The sequence below is a fragment of the Butyricimonas synergistica DSM 23225 genome (genome assembly GCF_000379665.1).
Lineage (GTDB): Bacteria > Bacteroidota > Bacteroidia > Bacteroidales > Marinifilaceae > Butyricimonas > Butyricimonas synergistica.
Window position 1 is genome coordinate 120,865 of sequence record NZ_KB903373.1, and the last position, 22,285, is coordinate 143,149.

At 47.1% G+C, this 22,285-nt stretch carries 14 protein-coding genes; 4 read left to right on the forward strand and 10 right to left on the reverse strand.

Features of this window, described 5'->3' with window-relative positions; translation table 11 throughout:
• Window positions 1–135: 135 nt before the first annotated feature.
• The 8 genes from A3CY_RS0119170 to A3CY_RS0119205 all read right to left on the reverse strand — a co-directional run bounded on the left by A3CY_RS0119170 (window position 136) and on the right by A3CY_RS0119205 (window position 13,838).
• Entirely contained in the window at window positions 136–2,406 is a 2,271-nt protein-coding gene (locus A3CY_RS0119170; protein WP_018339574.1) for an ATP-dependent helicase, read from the reverse strand.
• Window positions 2,407–2,835: 429 nt separating this feature from the next.
• The gene (locus A3CY_RS0119175) at window positions 2,836–3,555 is read right to left on the reverse strand and encodes a 16S rRNA (uracil(1498)-N(3))-methyltransferase (protein ID WP_018339575.1); all 720 of its coding nucleotides are present in this window, start codon (window positions 3,553–3,555) and stop codon (window positions 2,836–2,838) included.
• Window positions 3,556–3,691: 136 nt separating this feature from the next.
• Window positions 3,692–4,573 carry a hypothetical protein gene (locus A3CY_RS0119180; protein ID WP_018339576.1) on the reverse strand — a complete coding sequence of 294 codons (882 nt, stop codon included), beginning with the start codon at window positions 4,571–4,573 and terminating at the stop codon, window positions 3,692–3,694.
• Between the two features lie 17 nt (window positions 4,574–4,590).
• Window positions 4,591–5,973, reverse strand: coding sequence for a RagB/SusD family nutrient uptake outer membrane protein (locus A3CY_RS0119185; RefSeq protein WP_026207890.1), 1,383 nt, complete (start codon window positions 5,971–5,973; stop codon window positions 4,591–4,593).
• A 10-nt stretch (window positions 5,974–5,983) separates the two neighbouring features.
• A complete protein-coding gene (locus A3CY_RS0119190; protein WP_018339578.1) occupies window positions 5,984–9,574 on the reverse strand; it encodes a SusC/RagA family TonB-linked outer membrane protein in 3,591 nt (1,196 codons plus the stop codon).
• Window positions 9,575–9,779: 205 nt separating this feature from the next.
• Complete coding sequence (locus tag A3CY_RS21705) at window positions 9,780–10,937, reverse strand: FecR family protein (protein WP_018339579.1); 1,158 nt, start codon at window positions 10,935–10,937, stop codon at window positions 9,780–9,782.
• Window positions 10,938–11,006: 69 nt separating this feature from the next.
• Entirely contained in the window at window positions 11,007–11,555 is a 549-nt protein-coding gene (locus A3CY_RS0119200; protein WP_018339580.1) for an RNA polymerase sigma factor, read from the reverse strand.
• Between the two features lie 123 nt (window positions 11,556–11,678).
• Complete coding sequence (locus A3CY_RS0119205) at window positions 11,679–13,838, reverse strand: elongation factor G (protein ID WP_018339581.1); 2,160 nt, start codon at window positions 13,836–13,838, stop codon at window positions 11,679–11,681.
• Window positions 13,839–14,015: 177 nt separating this feature from the next.
• Here A3CY_RS0119205 and A3CY_RS0119210 point away from each other — a divergent pair, with 177 nt between their 5' ends.
• Window positions 14,016–14,705, forward strand: a complete 690-nt coding sequence (locus A3CY_RS0119210) for a zinc metallopeptidase (RefSeq protein WP_018339582.1) — start codon at window positions 14,016–14,018, stop codon at window positions 14,703–14,705.
• 71 nt (window positions 14,706–14,776) lie between these two features.
• On the opposite strand, the gene metK is transcribed toward A3CY_RS0119210, so the two are convergent.
• Window positions 14,777–16,063 (reverse strand): methionine adenosyltransferase, encoded by a 1,287-nt coding sequence (gene metK / locus A3CY_RS0119215; protein ID WP_018339583.1) that lies wholly within the window; start codon window positions 16,061–16,063, stop codon window positions 14,777–14,779.
• Between the two features lie 250 nt (window positions 16,064–16,313).
• Between metK and A3CY_RS0119220 the strand changes: the two genes are divergently transcribed.
• From A3CY_RS0119220 to nagB, 3 genes are all read left to right on the forward strand, one after another.
• Complete coding sequence (locus tag A3CY_RS0119220) at window positions 16,314–17,234, forward strand: cation diffusion facilitator family transporter (protein ID WP_018339584.1); 921 nt, start codon at window positions 16,314–16,316, stop codon at window positions 17,232–17,234.
• A 167-nt stretch (window positions 17,235–17,401) separates the two neighbouring features.
• Window positions 17,402–18,586: an ROK family transcriptional regulator gene (locus A3CY_RS0119225; protein ID WP_231932267.1), complete on the forward strand. Its 1,185-nt coding sequence runs from the start codon at window positions 17,402–17,404 to the stop codon at window positions 18,584–18,586.
• A gap of 24 nt (window positions 18,587–18,610) precedes the next feature.
• Window positions 18,611–20,539, forward strand: coding sequence for a glucosamine-6-phosphate deaminase (gene nagB / locus A3CY_RS0119230; RefSeq protein ID WP_018339586.1), 1,929 nt, complete (start codon window positions 18,611–18,613; stop codon window positions 20,537–20,539).
• Between the two features lie 56 nt (window positions 20,540–20,595).
• On the opposite strand, the gene A3CY_RS0119235 is transcribed toward nagB, so the two are convergent.
• A complete protein-coding gene (locus A3CY_RS0119235) occupies window positions 20,596–22,233 on the reverse strand; it encodes an ABC-F family ATP-binding cassette domain-containing protein (RefSeq protein ID WP_018339587.1) in 1,638 nt (545 codons plus the stop codon).
• Window positions 22,234–22,285: the final 52 nt, after the last annotated feature.

Sequence of the window (22,285 nt, forward strand, 5' to 3'; positions counted from 1 at the left end):
TTTTGTCTTTAAATTATTTATTTATAGGGAAACGCCGGAAAAATAATTTCGCTATACCGGAATCACTGTCCCTCGCTGTATTTATTATAGAATTTAGAATATGCTGCAAATATAATATTTTTTATTTATAAGTCGTTAATTTGTATCCCCTTGCACGTATAGTTTTGCAAACTTTAACAATAATACTTTTTGACCGTGCTTGGAAAATAGCACTTTAGCTTTCTTGTTTACCCCAAGTCCGTCAAGCGCGATGACCTTCCCTGCCCCGAAACTCGGGTGGTAAATGACCATGCCGGGAATGACGCTGTTGCCGCTGATTGGTTGTAGTTTGGAAGTATCCATTTCCGGGATGTCTACCCGCGGTTGGGGTGCTAACGTGGGTTTTGCCATCCTTTCCATGCGTCCCGGGACGTTCAGTTTCCGGTCTGCGGATGACCGGGTCGGGGTGAAGAAACCTTCCAGGTACACGGGGTTGATTTCTGCTATAAATCGTGACGGTTGGGGATAAACCACGTTACCGTTCTTGTAACGGGAAGAGGAATAAGTCATGATGACCCTTTTCTCGGCGCGTGTCAGTGCCACGTAGAACAGGCGTCTTTCTTCTTCCAATGCTGCCGGGGTATAAGCGCTTTGCTGCGCGGGGAAAAGGTCTTCTTCCATACCCACGATAAAGACATTCTCGAATTCCAGCCCCTTTGCCGAGTGGATGGTCATCAAGGTCACCTTATTGTTGTCTTCCGGCTTCTCGCTGTCCTGATCGGTCAGCAATGCCACTCCTTCCAGGAATGCCGGGAGTTTATCTTCCCGGGCCTCGTTGTAAGCTGTTTCACAGAAATCCTTGACGGCGTTCAATAACTCTTGTATATTTTCTTTCCGGGATACACCTTCCGGGGTATCGTCCGCGGACAGGTCTTCGATGATCCCGGATGCCTTGGCGATACGATAAGTCGTTTCGTAAGCGTTTTCCTCTTTTGCCAGTTCCGTGAATCCTTCTATCAATTGTCTGAAATTCGTCAGTTTGGCAGCTGTCGCGGCAGAAACCGCGCCGGGCACTTTATTCAGGTTGCAGAGCACCGTCCAAATGCTCGCGTTGTATTTTTGGGCGACCTCCTTGAGTTTGTCCACGGTCGTGTCGCCGATGCCTCTCTTGGGATAATTGATGATTCGTTTCAAGGCTTCCTCGTCATTTTGGTTGACCGTCAGGCGAAGGTATGCCAGCAAATCCTTGATTTCTTTCCGCTGGTAGAAAGACAATCCCCCGTATATTTTATAAGGTATATTTCTTTTGCGCAACGCTTCCTCCATGATACGCGACTGGGCGTTTGTCCGGTAGAGTATGGCAAAGTCGTTGAATTCGGCTTGTTCGTTCTGGGATATGCGGAATATCTCTTGGGCGACTTGGAAGCCTTCTTCTTTGTCCGACAGCGACTTCATCACCCGTATTTTGTCGCCTTCCTCGTTCTCGGAGAACGTCTTTTTGGGTATCTGCTCCTTGTTGCGGCTGATGATACTGTTCGCCGCGTCCACGATAGTGGTGGTGGAACGGTAATTCTGCTCCAGCTTGCAGAGTTTGTATCCCGGGTAGTCGTTTCGGAAGTTCAGAATATTCTCGATACGGGCACCCCGGAAAGAGTAGATACTCTGGGCATCGTCGCCGACCACACATATGTTCTTGTGCACGTCCGCCAGTTTCTTGATAATAAGGTATTGCGAGTAATTCGTGTCCTGGTACTCGTCCACGAGGATATAATCGAATTTCTTCTGGTACTTTTCCAGTATTTCCGGGAAGTCGCGGAACAAGATGTTGGTTTGCAGCAGCAAATCGTCGAAGTCCATGACGTCACTTTGGCGGCATCGTATCTGGTAATACTTGTATATTTCGGAGATCATCGGCTTTTTCGCCGCTTGGTCAGCCGCCACGATCTTTGCCGATTGGGCGTAAGCCTGTGCCATCACGAGGTTGTTTTTCGCCATGGAAATACGCCCGAGGACATCGTTCGGCTTGTACACCTTGTCGTCCAGCCGCAAGTCTTTGACGATGGATTTGATCAGGTTCTTGGAATCTTGCGAATCGTATATCGTGAAATTGGACGTGTACCCGAGATGTTCGGCTTCCACTCGCAGTATTTTCGAGAAAATGGAGTGGAACGTGCCCATCCACAAGTTTGCTGCGTTGCTCTGCCCCACGAGTGCGGCAATACGTTTCTGCATCTCGCGTGCCGCTTTGTTCGTGAAAGTAAGTGCTAAAATACGGTAGGCGGGTACTCCCTTGCTCAACAAGTTGGCGATACGGTACGTCAATACCCTCGTTTTGCCCGACCCCGCGCCGGCAATCACAAGTGTGGGTCCTTCCGTGTTCACCACGGCTTCTCTCTGGTTCTCGTTCAGTTCGTTAATAAAGTCCACGATTTTTGCGTTTTCTGGAATCTTGAATTACTCGTGCAAAAATATAAAATCATTTCTATATCGGCAGGTGTATCGCGTGAAAATTTGCAACCTTTTTCTCGAGGGACATTTGTGCGGGGAATATTTATCTCGCTCTCTTGGGATTGAGAGCGGGACGTGTAACGGTTATGCTGGGATTAAGCTCCTGTATGGGATAAAATTTGCTGAAATTTTGGTCGTGTATTGCAACGGAACGAGGATTTTTCGTCCAAGTTAAAAAAGCATATTTTTCACTAAAACGTGGGCGAAGTGTAGGCTAACTGTAGGCGAAGTGTAGGTGAGCCCGCCCAAAACCCGCCTAAAACCTTGCCAAAAGTCGCCTAACGGGGTAGTATATCCCTAATTTGCGAGTAGGAAAAGTTATAGTCAAGTAAGAGAAGATGCCGTTTGTCAGTCGTGTTTTACCCGGATTTCCTGCATGAAATTGATACTGTGGCAAGCCACTACGCCTGCGGTTTCCGTGCGCAGGCGGCTTTCGCCCAGCGTTACGGGAATGAAGCCGTTGTTTTGGGCTAGTGCTATTTCCCGGCTGGAAAAATCTCCCTCGGGTCCGATGAGTATCGTGACCGGTTGGTCGGGAAGGTAGGCTTTGTCCAGTCGTTGCTTGTTGTCTTCATCGCAATGGGCGATACATTTTACGCCTTCTCGCCGTGCTTGCACGAAATCGTCAAAGGGGGTCATCGGGTGAAGCGTGGGGAGGTAGGCTTTCAGCGATTGTTTCATGGCGGAAACGATCACTTTCTCCAACCTGTCTGGCTTGATGATCTTCCGTTCCGAGTGTTCGCAAAGCAACGGGGTGATCTCGTCAATCCCTATTTCCGTGCATTTCTCGAGAAACCATTCGATGCGCTCGATGTTTTTGGTCGGGGCGATGGCGATGTGTACGCGGAAATTCCGTTGCCCGTAATGTTCTTTTTTCTCGATGCATCTGACTTCACAACGCTTGGCGTTCGGCTGAATGATCTCGCAGGTGTAGAATCCCCCTTTGCCGTCGACGAGCGATACTTGGTCACCCGCCTCGAGGCGAAGCACTTTGATACAGTGTTTTGATTCTTCCTCTGGTAGCGAGTATTCATTGCCCGTGATGTTCGGCGTGTAAAATAGATGCATGGTTTCGAGTTTTAATGACAGGGCAAAGGTATAAAAACGCTTGAAGATGTGCAATCTCTTTAGAGTGGTTTGAATGGGGGAAAATGTGATGAAGTATCACACTTTAAAAAGTGCGATACTTCATGATCTTACCAGTTTACAAACAAAAAGAGAATATATCTATGTTTATAGATTCCTGTATGGATTCCCGGAGTATTTTGTATTTCTCCTCGATGAGAGGGTATTCTTCCATGAGTTCGTCCAGTTCTTCCCGGGTGGAAGAGAAGATGAATTGGATATATAGTTGAACATCCATTTCCAGTGTTGGAACCATGAGGAAGCAATCCTCGGGATCCTCGGTATCGGAGGTGATGGGATCGAAGGAAATAAACCCGTATTCCCGGGCTTCAAGGATGCCGTCTTCTTCTGTCCACGAATCTAACATATATAGGTCGTAATAATCTTTGCTTGGTTCGTAGAAGGCACCTCGTACTCTCCAGGCATTCCTCGGAAATAAATAGCTACTCCAGAGGGAGGCGTTGATTTCGCCCCGGGCAGTTCGTTTGGTTGCCTCGTTTATGGGAAATAGGTCATCATTGATATTCGCGATGGCGACGAAGCTGGTGCTTGCGTAAGCGTTAAATAAATCGTAATCCCCGAACAACCACCATTGGATTTCGTCTGCCAACAGCACGGTGAACGGGAAATAGTTCTTTTTGAAGCTATCGTCGTAGAGGTCAAAGAAAACTTCCGAGATGAATTGAATGCTCTTGTGCAGCAGTTCTTTGTCTTGTTTCGGGGCAACGATGTGTATGGTGTTGGGATTATTGAAGTTGTACACGTAGTCGCTCGTGTCAGGATTGGTCACGAGGACGACACCGCTCTTTTGGTAAAGATCGTAGATGAAATGTTGGACGGGATCATTCGGGTCGTCCGTGAGGTTGTATTTACCCGTTTGTAGTTCAGCCTTTATATTGTCTTCATCGTGGCAGGAGAGAAGCAATAACAGGAATATGGGGATGATATAAAATGCTTTCATATTCTTTCTTTTAAAAGTTAATTCTGTACGGGACGGTTCACGTTCTCGATAATCGTGTTTTGTTGACGGATTGATCGCGGGATGGGCAAGGTGTATGCCTTGCTTTTTTCTTGAAGGACGTATTCACGGGGCAAACCGCTCGCGGTGAATGTATGCCGGAGTTCGGGCATCCCGTATCTGCGTAGGTCAAACCAGCGTTGTCCTTCGAAACAGAGTTCTCGGCGGCGTTCTTCCCGGACTTTTAACAAGGCATCGTCCTTGTCGCTTGCTGCTATTTGATAATTGCCTTTGATGCGCTTCTCGCGTAAGGCGTTAATATTGTCGATGGCACTTTGCCAGTCGTCGAGGTAAACGAGGGCTTCCGCCCGGTTGAGGTATACTTCCGCCCAGCGGTAAGTGTTGCCGTAACAGGTAGAGATGCCGTTGTTGTACTTGTGCGGTTTAATATCTGGGTTCATAAATGATGCCTTTCGTAAGTCACCCGTGATGAAGAGGTTTTTTAAAGAATTGGAAACAATATACACTCCCGCTCTGGCAGTGGTGGATATATGCTCGAAATTGACCACTCCATAACAGAACATGATCTCGGGGTTACTACCGTGCAGGAACCAGCTGTATTCGGACGCGGGGGTATTGACGAGATCATAGAATTGATAACGGTTGTTTTGGATAATAGAATCCGTGTAGTTCTTCGCCAACTGGTATTCCTTTTTGTAGAGATAGAAGCGGGACGCGAGCAAGTACGCCACGTCTAAGCTCGGGCGGGCAAAATTCTTTTCCCATTCTACGCTTTTAAACTGCCGGATGGATTCCTTGAGATCCGATTCGATGAGCGTGTAGACTTCCGCGAGCATGGAGCGGGTATAGCGTTTGTTGAGGATCGTGGTTTCGAGGTTTATGGGGACGCCTAGAGCTGTTCTCGCTTGTTCCGCGTTCTCGTAAGGTTCGCCGTACAAGTTTGCCAGGCAAAAATAAGCTTGTGCCCGAATAAAATGAGTTTCGGCGAGTAGCTTGTTTTTTTCTTCTTCGGTTCCTTCTAGGTCTGGAATGTCATGGATGATAATATTACACACGAAGATGGTGTGGTACAGTTTTTCCCATGCTTTGTCGGCTATGGTGACGTTGTCCCGTGAATCCTCGGGTTCTTGTTGCCACGTGTAATATCCCCAGTATTCATTGCGGAATTCGTACATGGTGCCATCCCGGTCTTCAAAATCATCTGTCATTAACGGTAAGTATCTGAGGAAATCTTCTTTCTCCTGTATGATCTCACCTAGCAGCAGTTCTTTTAGTTGTTCCACGTGTTTAGGTATGACTTGATCCTGGGATTTAGGTTCAAGAAAATCATTGCATCCTAAAAACAAGAAAGTTAAGAATATTAGTATATATGTCTTTTTCATGGCTCGGTAATTAGAAGTTAAATGATAATCTGAATGAATAGACTTGTTGCGGCGGGATCGACCGGGCACCCATTTGTATCTGTTCGGGATCACGTCCTTTCAGGTCCTTGCTTTTAATCACGAACGGGTTGGATACGGAGAATCCCACGTTGAGCGAATTGAGATACAGGTGTTTGCACCATTCTTCCGGGAAACGGTAGTTTAGTGAAATGTTGGTACATCTCAGGAAGCTGCTGGATACGGTGCGCAAATCCGAGTTATTGTACATTTGCCATAAAGATTCGGCTATCGGGTAACGGAGTTGCAGGTTGGAGTATTTCGCGTATCCCGGATCCCACCGGACGATGTTTAATGCTTCCTGGCTTAAGACCGGGATATTGGTATGTGCCTCGTCACCCGGTTTGCGCCAACGGTTGACGTATTCGTCGCTCATGTTCTGGGATGGGCGAGGAAGGGTTTGTCCTGCCGTGTACAGGTTGTTGAGTCGCACTTTATGCCCCAAGTTAAACGCGAAAATACTGCTTAACGAGAAACGTTTGTACCTGAAATCGGCGGTGAATCCGCCACTCAAATCGGGTTCGCGGCTTCCCATGCTGACAAACGTGCGCTGATAGGCTTCCTCGTACGAGTTGACGATGAAATCGCCAGCCTTGTGACCGTTTCCGTCTTCCGTGTATTGTTCATTGTAGTTTTTAAACGTGGGAAGACCGTTGGCATCCAGTTTGTCAAAACGGTAGGAATAGAAGGTGTTTACCGGTTTGCCGTTGCTGATGATGCTTCCGTCCACGTAATTAGTATACGTGATGTTTTCGGGGTCGCCGGCGTTGGTTACCTTGTTGTACACTTTGGAGGTGTTGAAGGATATGGAAATGCCGTAATCCTTGTGGCGCAGCGGGTTTACCCGTACGGATAATTCCCAGCCCTTGTTGTTGATGTTTCCCTCGTTGATGGATACTTGGTTTGCCCCGTTGGTGGAGGTGATGCTTTTCGACACGATCTGGTCTTTTCCTTTTTTGTAATAGGTTTCGGCTGTAACGTCAAGCAAGCCTTCGAGAATGACGAAGTTGATTCCCAAGTTGTAGGAATTGGTCTTTTCCCATTTTAGCTTGTCGTTGGGCACTTTGCTCAATTTGGACGAGAATTCGTTTGAAATGTTATCCATAGCCCCGAGGGTCAGAATCATGTTGGGTATCTGATCCGGACTTACGTTCCCCTGTACCCCGTAAGAACCTCGCAGTGCAAGGGTTTCCAACCACGAAACATCGCGAAGGAAGTTTTCCTCGTGCAGGTTCCATCTTCCTGAAACTGACCACACGGGTAGGAAGCGGGTGGACATATCTTGCCCGAATTGGTTGGAACCGTCGGCACGAATGTTGAAGTTCAGGCTGTAACGGTTGTCGTAAGTGTACGTGAACGCCCCGTAGAAAGAAACTTGATTTCGTTTCGTGTCCGTGAGGGTCGGGTGGTTTGTCTGCATATTTTTTCTATATTGGGTGTAGTTTGCCAGGTTTACTTCGGCGAATTTATGCCCCCTGTCTTTCAGGTAACCGTAATTCGTGGCTTTCGTCCCGTCCATTTTGCTGGAACTGACTTCCATGCCGACGATGGCATTTATTTCATGTTTGTCGAAGGTCTTGAAAAAGCTTAGGGTACTTGTGAACTGGTAATTTTTTGACCTGTAATTGTTCTCGTTCAAGATGCCACCTATGGGAAGAGCCGATTTCTCGTAAAAACTGGGTACTTCCTTGAGATCGGGGGCTTTAACCCCGTATGCCAGTAAACGCCTTTGCTGGGCGTACGAGGAGCGCTCGTCTACCCATTCGCGTGTGTCGGAGTGAGTGGAGGTCATGTTGAACAGCGTGTGCCACTGGAACATGGAGAAGAGATCCCAGTCCAGGTTGAAGGTCATGGAAGTCGTGTTGTTCTCGGTTTCGTTGCCCGTGTGATCCAGTTCGTCGAATATATTGAATTTGATATCCGGTGAATAGTAATCTTTGATAGCATCGCTGTAACCTAATTTTGCCGTGTAGAAAAATCTGCTGCCGTCCGTGTTGTAGGCGGGTACGGCTCGGGAAGTTTCGTAAGCGTATTGATACAGGTCAATGGAACTGTGAGTCCTTTCGCTTTTAACCGTGGCAGTGCTCAGGTTCAAGCCGACTTTCAGGTTCGGGAAGAGTTTGGCGTCGATCTTGGTCATGACGTTGTAGCGGGAGTATTCTTCCGGCTTGGCGACTCCCGGCTGGTTGTTGTACCCGGCGGAGAAATAGTAGTTAAAACGCTCGCCGCCCCCGCTCACGGACACGTTGTAGCTTTGCGTGAACGCGGTTTGGAACAAGTGGTTGTACCAATCGGTGTTTAGTTCTTTGAGTTCTTTTACTTTTTGATTGAATTGGTCGAACGTGATTTTACGTTCCCACAGTTCTTTCAATAAGCCGTCATAACCGACGCCGGAGGGGTCGTACTGGCTGAACGACATCCCTTTCTGCTGCATCTCTTCCGATACTTCGATACGGTCTTTGGAGTTCATCCGTTTCATGGTGGAATAGTGCGGGTGGTCGGTGATGGACAGGTTTGCCGAGAAACTTACCCGGGGAGGACCCATGCGTCCTTTCTTGGTCGTGATGACGATGACCCCGTTGGCGGCACGAACGCCGTATAAAGCTGTTGCCGAGGCGTCTTTCAGGATGTCGATCCGGTCTATATCTTCCGGGTTCAGGAAGGAAATCGCGTTACCGATAAGGTTTACTTGATCCATACTGTTGATTTCTTCCGGGGTTAAAGGTACGGGGTCGGTGAGGATGATACCGTCCACTACCCATACCGGTTCACGGCTGGCAGAGATGGAGGATGAACCCCGGATGCGGATTTTGGGGGCTACACCGGGAGTCCCGGATTGGTTGATCGCTTGCAGACCGGGTATTTTTCCTTGCAGCATTTGGTCGATGGAAGTGTTGATCGGGTCAATGACATCCGAACCTTTCACGCTGACAACCGCGGAGGTCAGTTTTCGTTTTTCGATAACTTGATACCCCGTGACGACAACTTCTTCCAGTTGTTTTTCGTCTTGTTTCAGCGTGATGGTTATTTCCTTTTGTCCCGTGTAGGGGAGAGTCACGGTTTTCATCCCGATGAAGGAGATGATAAGGGTGTCGTTCTTTTGCAGTTTGATGGTGAATTCACCCTTGACGTTTGTCGTTACCCCGTTGCTCGTTCCCTTCACGAGGATGGTCACCCCGGGAAGCGGGGATTTGTCCTCGTCGAGAATGACGCCTTTTAAGGTGTTTTTATCGGTTTCTTCTTTTTTCTGGGGGGTGATGATGATGATTTCATTCTGAAATTCATACCCGAATCCCGAATCTTGCAGTACACGGTCTAAGACGTTTTGTACTGTTTCGTTGCGTACTGAAATCGAGATCAAGCCCAGTTGTGTGCCTTGCTGGGAATTGTAGATAAAGCAGTAGCCAGTTTGGCGTTGAATTTCTGCAAATAACTCTTTGCTGGTTGCATCTTTGAGTTCCAAGTTGACTTTCTTCTGTTGGGAATATATATTCGCCGACAAACTAAGGTTGAAAATCAAGAGAAATAGTGCACAAATCTTCATAACTAAAATAATTTTACTTCGCGGACGTGCGTGACTTCGCGGTTTATACCAAAAATTTTTCATAGATTTGTTGTTAATTAATTATTAGTACTGGAATGAGTAAGGCTGGAACCTTGCTTGTTTATTGGTCTTGGGACGGGTGATGCTGTAACATCTCCGTCCTTTTTATTTGTTTCTTTTCGTTTCTTGCTGTTGTATGGTCTTTTTAGTTAATAATTATGGTTTTTTCTTTGATCCGGAAACTGGCACTGACGGTTGTTTCAATGGCGTTCAGGATGATGTTTATGTCGTCATACCGTTTTAAATAGCCCGTGAACCGGATATCTTTTGCGGCATCGTTTTGGTAAAACACGTTGACATCATACCATAGGGCGAGTTTGTCCATGATGCTTTCCAGGCGTTCGTCGTCAAACTGGAATACGCCGTTTTTCCACGCGATATAGGATGATGCGTCTACCTCCCTGATCGAGATGGTTTTCGTGGTGTTGTCGATCTCGGCTTGTTGTGAGGGTTTCAACATATGTTCTTGTTTGTCGCCTTGCACGAATATCCCGACAGAGCCTTGAATCAAGGTCGTTTGCGTTTGGTGGTTCAGTAACGTGTTCACGTTGAATGCTGTCCCGTGTACTTTGATTTTCGCGATGTCGGTTATCACGTAGAACGGGCGGGCGTTGTCTTTTGCCACTTCGAAATAGGCTTCCCCGGAGAGGAAGATTTCTCTTTTCGAGGTATCGAAGCGTGTCGGGAATTTTAGTTTTGTCCCGGCATTGAGATGGACGAAGGTGCCGTCCGGCAGGGTGATTTTGTATTCACCGCCACGGGGTGTTGCCAGTTCGTGGTATTGTATGTCTTGTTTTGGGGAATCTGAAGGGTTGTAAATCAGTTCGTTTTCCTGTCCTTTGAGGTGAAGACCGGAGGGTAAGCTTGCGGGAGACCGGTCTGCGGATAATTCTATTGTTTCTCCTTGGGCGAGAGTCAGTATAGCTTTTGTTTTTCCGGGAGTGATGGGAGTTTCCGTGGAAGCGGAGCGTGAAGTTCCTTCGTGTTGCCGGATGAGTATAAAAATACTTAGCAGGACGGGCAATATGAGGATTGCCGCGTAAATGGATATTTTGCGGATATATCTGATTCGGGCTGGACGGATGTTTGACGAGAATTGCCGGAACGCTTTCTCGCTGTTGATATGTTCTTTTATCAAGAATTTCTCTTTGGCTTTCTCCCGGGAAGTGACTTGATGGAAGAAATCCCTGTTCCGGGGATTGGCATTCAGCCATCGGTCGAGTTCTTTTTGTTGTGTTTCCGAGAGATCGCCTTGCATATGCAGGACGATGAGCTTGATTATTTCTTGCATTTTGACTTCCATGGGTTGTTGTTTTGTTATAAAACAACATGGGGTGTAAAAAGTACGATGCCAAAAAACAAAAAAATGATGTTATATGAAAAAAATGATGGACAGGAGTTCGCCCAGTTCATCTTTTAAGCGGTGGAAGGCTTTCTGTTTCTGGCTTTTCACGGTAGAGATGGAGATTTGTAACAAAGAGGCGATTTCTTCTTCTTTTTTTCCTTCCAAGTGCAATTTGAAGATTTCCTGACAACGTTGGGGGAGATTGTCGACCACGTGGAAGAATATGCGGTAGATTTCTTCTTCCATGATGCCGTATAGTTCTTGTTCTTCGGCGGAGCCCTGGTGTAGGGCGTGGCTGATATAGTTGGACTCAGCTTTTTTGTGTTTTAAATAGTTGATGGAGCGATTTTTGATTGCCGTGTATAAGAATGTTCGGAAGCTGCCTATTGATGAGAATTGGATGTTTTTCTCCCAGATGGATACGATAAGATCTTGCACGATGTCTTTGGCTTCCTCTTGTCCGACATAGTGCATGGCATACATGACAAGCGATACATAATAATCCTTGAACAGGGTGTGATAGGCACTAACGTTTTTGTTGTTCAAGGCTTCTATGAATTGTTCGTCGTTTTGCATTTGATAATAGGATACGTGGATTAGTTTGCGGTTAAAGATAATGAAAATTTAAAAGGAACTCCAACTATTTTGAATTCGATCAAGATAGCTGGAGTTATGTAATTCAAATTAATGTATCTGTTTCTATTCTTCGTCGTCTTTCTCCTCCTGGTAAGCTTTCAGTAGTTCCTCCTGTACTTCTGTGGGTACTTTTTCATAACCGGAGAAGCTCATGTTGAAGGAGGCGCGCCCGCCCGTGATGGAACTCAATGCTGTGGAGTAACGTTGCATTTCTTTTAACGGTACTTTCGCCATTAGTTTCTGGAATCCGGCGTCGGCTTCCATGCCCATGATGATGGCTCTACGGGTTTGGAGGTCACCCATCACGTCGCCCATGTATTCATCGGGTACGAGGACTTCCACGTCGTAGATCGGTTCAAGGATTTTTGGGGCAGCCTGTTTGAACGCGGCACTGAAGGCGTTACGTCCGGCGAGTTTGAACGAGATTTCGTTTGAATCCACCGGGTGCATCTTGCCGTCGTACACGCTGACACGGATGTCGCGGGCGTATGACCCGGTAAGCGGACCTTCTTCCATTTTTTCCATGATACCTTTCAGGATGGCTGGCATGAAGCGGGCGTCAATTACGCCACCCACGATACAATTGTAGAACACCAGTTTTCCACCCCATGGCAATTCAACCACTTCTGTGTCTTTCACGGAGATTTTGCTGTCGACACCGTTGATTTTGTACATGGTCGGGGCGGGCATTCCTTCGGTATAGGGTTCGATCACGAGATGTACTTCACCGAATTGCCCAGCACCACCCGATTGTTTCTTGTGGCGATAGTCCGCATAGGAGTATTTCGTGATGGTTTCACGATACGGTATTCTTGGCGGGTAGAATTCGATTTCCAGTTTATCGTTGTGTTCGATACGCCATTTCATCGTGTTCAGATGGAATTCTCCCTGACCGGATATAATCATTTGTTTCAGTTCCTTGGAATATTCCACGAGGAATGTCGGGTCTTCCTGGTGGATGCGTTGCAGCACTTCTGCCAGTTTTTCTTCATCACTCGTGTTAGCGGCTCTCACGGCTGTCCTGAAGCGAGGGTTCGGGTATTGAATCTGACCGAATTTGTAATGTACGTCTTTCTCGTTCAGCGTGTCGCCGTTATTCGTGTTTTTCAGTTTCACGGTGGCACCGATGTCCCCTGCCATCATTTCCGTTACTTTGGTACGGTTTTTACCTGCCACGGCGTATAGCGTGGAGATACGTTCTTTACTGTCGTTGGTGGCGTTATATAGGTCGTCGCCTTCATGTATAGTGCCGGAAGCTACTTTGAAGTAAATTACTTCTCCCAAGTGGGGTTCCACGGTCGTGTTGAACATATACAGGGAGGTTGCGCCTTTTTCGTCGTAAGGAACTTCTTGTCCGTCTTCCGTGATGGAAGGAGGCATACTGCCTGCACTCGGAGCCACGTTGATGACAAATTCCATGAAACGGCGTACGCACATATCTTTTTCTGCCGATACGCAGAACACGGGGAACATATCCCGTGCGATGAGCCCTTTGCGGATGCCGGCACGCATTTCGTCTTCGGAAAGACTGCCCTTCTCGAAGAATAATTCCATGAGTTGCTCGTCGTTCTCGGCGGCAGCCTCGATCAGGGCGTTATGTAGTTCGTGTGCTTTTTCTTCTTCTTCTTTCGGGATGGGGAGTACGTCCGGTTTTCCGCCTTCGGGCTTCCATTGGTACATTTCCATCTTCAATACGTCAATTACCCGGTTGAATCCGGTGCCCGGGTTCACGGGATATTGTACTTGTACGACTTTTGAACCGAACGCTGCTTTGGCTTGTTCCAGCGTGTGATCGAAATTCGCTTTCTCGTGATCTACCTGGTTGATAACGAAAATCAACGGTTTGTTGAGTCGTTTCGCGTGGCGTGCGATGATCTCGGTTCCTACCTCGACACCTCTAACGGCATTGAGTACCATTATACCCGTGTCGACCACGTTCAGCGCAGAGATAACTCCTCCGACAAAATCGTCTGCACCCGGGGTGTCTATGAAGTTGAGCTTGTGCTCTTTCCACTCCGTGTATAGTACAGCCGGGAATACTGATGATCCGTATTCCTGTTCTACCGGTCGGTAGTCGGATGAAGTGTTTTTTGCACTAATGCTACCTCTGCGCGGGATGACCCCGCCCTCGTACATCATAGATTCCGCCAACGTGGTTTTGCCAGACCCGGCACTACCCACTAGCGCGATGTTTTTAATTTCGTTAGGTTTATAGGTCTTCATTATAATACAGTTTAGTTAATAACGTATATAACTGTTCAAATAATTCGAGGGTTACAAATTAGTGAAGATTTTATTAAAAAGCAATAGTAAATGTCATTCTTGCTAAAAATAATTGCCAGCGATGGGAATGGTCTGCTTTTTGTATATATTTGAACTGAATTTTAATTTGAATGATTTATGACAGGAAACGCTTTAATTTGGATTATATTTATTGGGTTTGCAATCTTGAGTTGGTTAATAAGCCGCCAGTTGCAAGTCCGTTTCAAGAGATATTCGCAAATACCCACGGCTAACGGGATGACCGGGAGGGACGTGGTGGAGAAAATGTTGAGGGATAATGGTGTGCAGGGAGTGAAGATTGGTAGCGTGGAAGGACAACTGACAGACCATTACAACCCGACGGATAAGACGATTAATTTGAGTCATGAGGTATATTATGGTGCCAATGTGGCAGCTGCCGCCGTGGCAGCGCACGAGTGCGGTCATGCTTTGCAGCACGCACAGGCTTATAGTATGTTAAAATTACGTTCGTCTTTGGTGCCGGTGGTGAGTTTTGCTTCCCGGTGGGTGCAATGGATTTTGTTAGGAGGTATTTTATTGGTAAATACGTTCCCTCAATTGCTGTTGGCGGGGATATGTTTGTTTGCCATGACGACTTTGTTTAGCTTTATCACATTGCCCGTGGAAATCGACGCCAGCCACAGGGCGTTGGCTTGGTTGCGGAACTCCGGAATCACGACGTACGAGTCACAAGAGAAAGCCCAAGATGCTCTGAAATGGGCGGCATATACTTACGTGATAGCGGCTCTTGGTTCTTTGGCAACCTTATTATATTATATCATGATTTATATGGGGAGAAGAGATTAAAATTTTATTTAATCAGATATAAAAATGGAGGGGAGCAAAATGCTTCCCTCCATTTTTTATATTTGGTATCGTTACTTGAACGTTTCTTTGATTTTGTCGACGTAATCGAGTTTTTCCCACGTGAATAGTTCAACTTCTATTTCCTTGGTTGGCCAGTAGTTTGAAGTAAATACTTTCTTCACGGTTTTTGGGGTACGTCCCATGTGCCCGTAGCTTGCCGTTTCTTGGTAGATTGGGTGGCGGAGTTTCAGGCGTTCCTCGATGGCTTTCGGGCGAAGGTCGAAGATTTGGGAGATTTTTTCGGCAATGGCGGAATCACTCAAGTTTACTTTCGCTGTGCCGTAGGTGTTCACGAATATTCCCACGGGACGGGCGATGCCGATAGCGTAGGATACTTGTATCAATATTTCGTCGGCTATTCCTGCCGCAACCATGTTTTTGGCTATGTGGCGGGCTGCGTAAGCGGCAGAACGGTCTACTTTCGAGGGATCTTTGCCGGAGAATGCTCCACCCCCGTGTGCGCCTTTGCCCCCGTAGGTATCAACGATGATTTTTCTTCCGGTAAGTCCGGTATCCCCGTGAGGACCGCCGATCACGAATTTGCCCGTGGGGTTCACGTGCAGGATGAGGTCTTCGTCGAATAGGGCTTGCACGCGTTCGGGAAGCAGGCGTTTCACTCGCGGCAGCAAAATATTGATGATGTCCCAGCGGATTTGATCCACCATTTGGGCATCCGCCTCGAATTGTGCTTCCGGTGAGGCTTCTTTGGCACGTACGAATTCGTCGTGTTGCGTGGAGATCACTATCGTGTGGATACGGGCGGGTTTGTTGTCGTCGCCATATTCGATGGTTACCTGTGATTTCGAGTCCGGGCGCAAATAGGTCATTTCCTGTCCCTCTTTACGGATTTGCGCAAGCTCGAACAATAGCAAGTGTGATAATTCGAGGGCTAACGGCATATAGTTGTCCGTTTCGTTGCAAGCGTAACCGAACATCATGCCTTGATCTCCGGCTCCCTGTTCCATGGGGTCTTCACGAACCACGCCCCGGTTGATGTCGGGGGATTGTTCATGGATGGCGCTAAACACGCCGCAACTGTTACCGTCGAACATATATTCGCTCTTGGTGTAACCGATGCGGTTGATGACGTCACGGGCGATTTGTTGCACGTCGACGTAGGTTTTTGTCTTGATTTCTCCCGCGATGACGGTTTGCCCGGTGGTTACCAGCGTTTCGCAGGCAACTTTGGCGTCCGGGTCGAACGCGATGATTTTGTCTAGTACGGCATCCGAAATTTGGTCTGCCACTTTGTCCGGATGTCCTTCCGATACGGATTCAGATGTAAATAAGTATCCCATAAATTAATTGAAAATTGAAAATTGAAAATTGAAAATGTAATTGAACAAATTCAATAGTCAATGATTAATTAATATTACAGGAAAGTACATGGATGGTTGAATTCAGAATTATACTGCGGTTTAGCACTTTTTTTCCGTGGTTGCAATCAGCCAAATCTTTCCACTTTTGTCGGGTGCAAAGGTAATTATTTTCTCTATGAAATGAAACATTCAAAGAGGAAATGAGTATTTTTACTGAAAATGAACAGTTATGAAACACGAACATTCACACGAAGGACATTCACATTCAGGTCATAATCACTCCCACGGGGAAAGTACGACGAATTTAGGGATTGCTTTTTTCTTGAATCTGGGATTTGCGATTATTGAGATTATAGGTGGGTTGTGGACAAATTCGGTGGCAATTATATCGGATGCCGTGCATGATTTCGGCGATGCATTTTCTATCGGGGTGTCTTTTTTTCTGGAACGCTTTTCGGAGAAGAAGAGAACCCGGACGTTTACTTACGGGTACAAGCGATTTTCGACTTTGGGAGCGTTGATTAATTCGATCGTGTTGTTGGTGGGGTCTATTTTTGTTTTCATGGAAACGATACCCCGGTTGTTTCATCCCGCCGAGGTGAATTATTCGGGTATGATGTGGCTGGCTATTGCCGGGTTGGCGGTGAATGGTTTCGCGGCGTTGCGGCTGATGAAAGGGAATTCTATTAGCCAGCGTGCCGTGATGTTGCATTTGCTGGAAGATGTGCTGGGGTGGTTGGCGGTGCTGATCGGTAGCATGATTATTCGTTACACGGGATGGTATTTTATCGATCCGCTGCTATCCGTGTGTATCGGTATTTTTATCTTGACGAACGTGTGTCGCAACCTGTACGCTATTTTCCGAATTCTTTTGCAGGCAGCGCCGGAACATATGCCGGAAGATAAAGTGAAAATAGTATTGCAAGAAGTGCCGGGAGTGAAAGAAGTACATGATTTGCACGTGTGGACGCTGGATGGGGAGAAGAATATCGCGTCGGCTCACCTGATCGTGGCGGATGATATTTCACGGGACGGGATGATTCGGGTAAAACATGATGCGGTGGATCGATTGAAAGATATTGGAATTGACCATTTGACCGTGGAAATCGAGTATGAATCCGAAGGATGTTACAGTTGTCCCGTGGAATGACAGACCGGGACATACAAATGAAAGTTTTTGTGATAGAGTGATTAATATGTGTATGGGTGTGTAAGAAAAATATTTTTCATTTTCTCGCATACTTACGCAAATATTTTAGAAAGTATTTCATATATTTGTGATGTCAATAATGATGATTTCTTTTGATAGATGAAGTTATGAATGACTCGAACATGGTAAATAAAGGTTCATTGCCGGGATTGAAAGAGAAACGGTACTTGCAAAAGAAGGCTATTATAGGCTTTCTTTACAGGATGGGCGAGTTGTCGAAACCGGAAATCTGTCGTTTGACGAACGTGACGACTCCCACGGTGAGCCGGATGATCGAGGAATTGATCGAGGAAGGGTGGGTAATTGACCGGGGATGCGGAAATTCTATCGGGGGAAAGCGTCCTCGTGTTTTTTCGTTGAATCCCGATGCGGCTTATATATTGGGAGTGGATGTCGGGCGTGAATTCTTGCGGATAGCGATATTCAATTTACAGAACGAGCCTATCGAGGGCATCTTGGAGTACCCGTCTATCTTGGAGAAACAAGATGACAATGCTACAATAAAGTACATAAAAGAGAGAATCGATGAGACAATCGAGAGGTTGGGCGTAAACCGTGCGAAAATTAAAATGTGCGGCGTGGCTCTTCCGGGATTGATTGACCGGGAGGGGAATACCTATACTTATTTGACTTATGAACGCCCGGGTGTGAAGGCTATTTTGGAAGAAACGCTGGGAATACCCGTGTTTATCGATAACGACTCGAACGTGATGGCAATGGCTGAACATACTTTCGGGGTGGCTAAAGATATAAACAATGTACTGTGTATTAGCGTAAACGAATGCATCGGTTTGGGAATGATATTGAACTCCAAACTGTATCGCGGGGGAAGCGGAATGGCGGGGGAATTCGGGCATATCCGTATATCCGGGCTGAATGCACCTTGCCATTGCGGGAAGATCGGATGTCTGGAAACGGTGTCTTCCGGTCGGGCGATCGAGAAAGTGGCGGGAAGGTCGTTGGCGTCCGTCATTCAATCTGCCCGGAAAGATGATATTTCCGCTATCGAGTTGTTGCACCAGGCGGGGGAGAAGCTGGGAGAAGGTATCTCCACGATGATCCATTTGTTCAACCCGGATATGGTGGTGATCGGCGGGGAGGTCGTGGAAGCGGGTGACTTGCTGATCGTTCCCGTGCAACAGGCGATTAATAAATACGCTTTAGCCCGAATGAGGAATCATTGCGAACTGGTGATGAGTAACCTAGGAGGTTATTCGGCGATACTGGGAACGTTGATGATTGTTATGGAACATTTGTATGATGATTCAGAAAGTGTTTATTCACTTTATTAACTGGTATATAAAAGGAGAAACAATATGGTGATTACAAAAAACTACATCGCGAAAGGGGAAGGGGCTGACAGGTTCGAGAAGATACCTGTTCAGATCTATGAAACGGCGGACGAGGCGGTGAAAGCCGTCGCCCGGGAAATTGTGGATTTGGTGCAAACCAGAGCTGCCAGCAGTGAGAAGTGTGTACTGGGTTTGGCGACGGGAGTTTCCCCGATCAAGCTATACCAGGAACTCGTGAGGATGCACCGGGAGGAAGGGGTGTCTTTCCGCAACGTGGTGACGTTCAACTTGGACGAGTATCTGCCGATGCCGAAGGAATCGGAGCAGAGTTACCACTATTTTATGCATCACCATTTGTTTGATCATATAGATATAGATCCTAAAAATATTCATATACCCGACGGGACGCTGGAAGGCGATGAGGAGATCGAGAAGTTCTGCGAGGATTACGAGAAGGCGATAGAGGCGGAGGGTGGAATTGATCTTCAAGTGTTGGGAATCGGTCGGACAGGACACATCGGTTTTAACGAACCGGGGTCTTTTATCACATCTGCCACGAGAAAGGTTTATTTGAACGACTTGACGATCAAGGATGCGATTAAGGATTTCGGGAGCCGGAATCTGGTGCCGACAAAAGCGATTACCATGGGAGTGGGGACGATCATGAAGGCAAGGCGGGTGATCCTGTTGGCCTGGGGAGAGAAGAAAGCCTCTATTATCAAAGCTACTGTCGAGGGACGGGCGTCGGACTCTGTGCCGGCAACCTTCTTGCAGATGCACCCGAATGTGCAATTCGTGATTGACGAGAGTGCGGCAACCGAGCTGACAAGAGCGGATTACCCGTGGCTGGTGAGTAAGGTGGATTGGGATAAGAAACTGATACGTAAGGCGGTTTTGCGTTTGTGTCAGAAATTGAATAAACCGATATTGAAAGTCGAGGATAAAGATTACCAGGAGAATGGTTTGAATGATCTGATCGAAATGTTCGGTTCGGCAAATAAGGTGAATATCGAGGTGTTCAACGATATGCAGCACACGATTTCCGGGTGGCCTGGAGGAAAACCGAATGCCGATGACTCTACCCGACCGGAAAGGGCGAATCCTTACCCGAAGCGGGTGTTGATTTTCAGTCCCCATCCGGATGATGACGTGATCTCCATGGGCGGTACGGAAGCCCGTTTGGTGGAACAGGGGCACGAGGTGCACGTGGCTTACCAGACGTCGGGAAGTATTGCCGTGTTTGACGATTATCTTTACCAGATGATAGATGTTGCCGATATGTTTTCTCGTAACTCGGGAGTGGAGAACGCGGGCTTTAAAAGGTTGAAGGAGGAAATCCTCCACCGGAAACCGGAGGAGAACGAGTCGTGGGAGATCTTATCGTACAAGGCGGCGTTGCGTTCGGCAGAAGCCTTGTCTGCTTGTCGGTTTATGGGTATTCCGGAAGAGAGAGTGCATTTCTTGAATATGCCTTTTTACGAAACAGGGTCGGTGAAAAAGAAAACACTGGAAAAGAAAGATATTGATATTATCGTGAAGTTGTTGCGTGAGATAAAACCTCACCAGATATATGCTGCCGGGGACTTGGCAGACCCACACGGGACACATGCCGTTTGCCTGGAGGCGATCATGCAGGCATTTGATGTCGTGTGTAAGGATGATTGGTTCAAGGATTGTTACGTGTGGTTGTACCGCGGGGCATGGCAGGAATGGGAAGTGGAGAAAGTGGATATGGCAGTGCCAGTGAGCCCATCAGAACTGATGATTAAGCGGGAAGCTATTTACAGGCATGGTTCTCAGAATAACGGTCCGGCATACCCGGGTGAAGATGCCCGGGAGTTTTGGCAGCGGGCGGAAGACCGTAATCGTAATACTGCGGATCTGTATAACAAGATCGGAATGGCGGAATACGAGGCGATGGAGGTCTTCGTACGCTACGAGCATGAAAAATAATATGTTGTGTTTTATATTTTTTTGCGGGAACGGGGTCTTACGGGATCCCGTTTCTTTTATCCCTTCCGTTCGATCTCTTTCAGGTTCTCCATTTTCTTTTTCCGGAGGAAACCTTGGATGTCCTCAAGGTGTTCGGTGACTTTTTTGTTGCCAAATTCGTAGACTTTTTCTACTAATCCGGTAAGGAAATCACGGTCGTGCGAAACGACGATGAGGGTTCCGTCGAAATCTTTCAGGGCACTCTTCAAGATGTCTTTCGTGCGTAAATCCAGATGATTGGTCGGCTCGTCAAGGATCAGGAGGTTGACCGGGGAAAGCAATAGTTTAATCATTGCCAGACGGGTACGTTCGCCACCGGAGAGGACTTTTACTTTTTTGTCTATGTCGTCACCGCTGAACATGAAGGCTCCGAGCATATCTTTTATCTTGTGCTTTAATTCCAGCGGGGTAACATCATCGATCGTTTGGAAGACAGTGAGATTTTCGTCCATCAGCGAGGCTTGGTTTTGGGCGAAGTAGCCGATTTTGACGTTGTAGCCCAAAGTTAGTTTTCCGGTATAGGGAATCTCTCCCATGATACATTTCACGAGGGTGGATTTTCCTTCCCCGTTCCGTCCCACGAAAGCAACTTTTTCGCCTTTCTCTATCGTGAAGCTGGCATCCCGGAATACGACGTGCCCGTCGTAATCTTTGGTAAGTTCTTCTGCCGAGACAGGATATTTCCCGGAGTTGGAAGAAGGCGGGAATTTCAATCTCAAAGCGGAAGTATCTTCCTCGTCTACTTCCAGTATTTCGAGTTTCTCCAACATCCTCACCCGGGACTGCACTTGCAGGGTTTTCGAGTAAGTGCCCTTGAATCGCTCGATAAATTCTTTGGTTTCGGCGATCATCTTTTGTTGCTCGTCGTATGCTTTTTGCTGTTGGATACGGCGGTCTTGGCGCAACACGAGGTATTGCGAGTAATTCACCTTGTAATCGTAGATGCGTCCCATGGTGACCTCGATGGTGCGGGTGGTGATGTTATCCACGAAAGCCCGGTCATGGGAGATCACGACAACCGCTTTCCCGTTGTTCACGAGAAAATCTTCCAACCATTGAATAGAATCGATGTCGAGGTGGTTGGTCGGCTCGTCCAGTAGCAACACGTCCGGGTTTTTAAGCAACATTTTTGCCAGCTCGATACGCATACACCAGCCTCCGCTGAAATCGGAAGTCGGACGGTTGAAGTCTTCCCGTTGGAATCCCAAGCCCAGGAGTATTTTCTCGACATCCGCCTCGTAGTGTGTGGAGTCTATGCTGTAAAACTTCTCGCTCAAGGTGGACACGTCCTCGATCAGTTTATAATATTCAGGAGAATCATAATCGGTTCTCTCGGTTAGTTGTTGGTTTAAACGTTCAATTTCTTTTTCCATCTCGAAAAGATGGGCGAATGCCTGTGAGGTTTCATCAAAGACGGTACGCTCGTTTTGCGTCATCAAGTGTTGGGGCAGATAGGCGATCACCGTGTCTTTCGGGCAAGATACATTTCCCCGGTTGGGTTGTCTTTCCCCGGCAAGGACTTTCAGCAGGGTGGATTTCCCCGCCCCGTTTTTACCCATGAGGGCGATACGGTCTTTGTCGTTAATCACGAATGATATATCTTTAAAAAGTGCTCTGTCTCCAAATTCTACTGTTAATCCGTCTACTGAAATCATATTTAATTGAAAATTGAAAGTTGAAAATTGAAAATGGGTTCACCATTTCCAA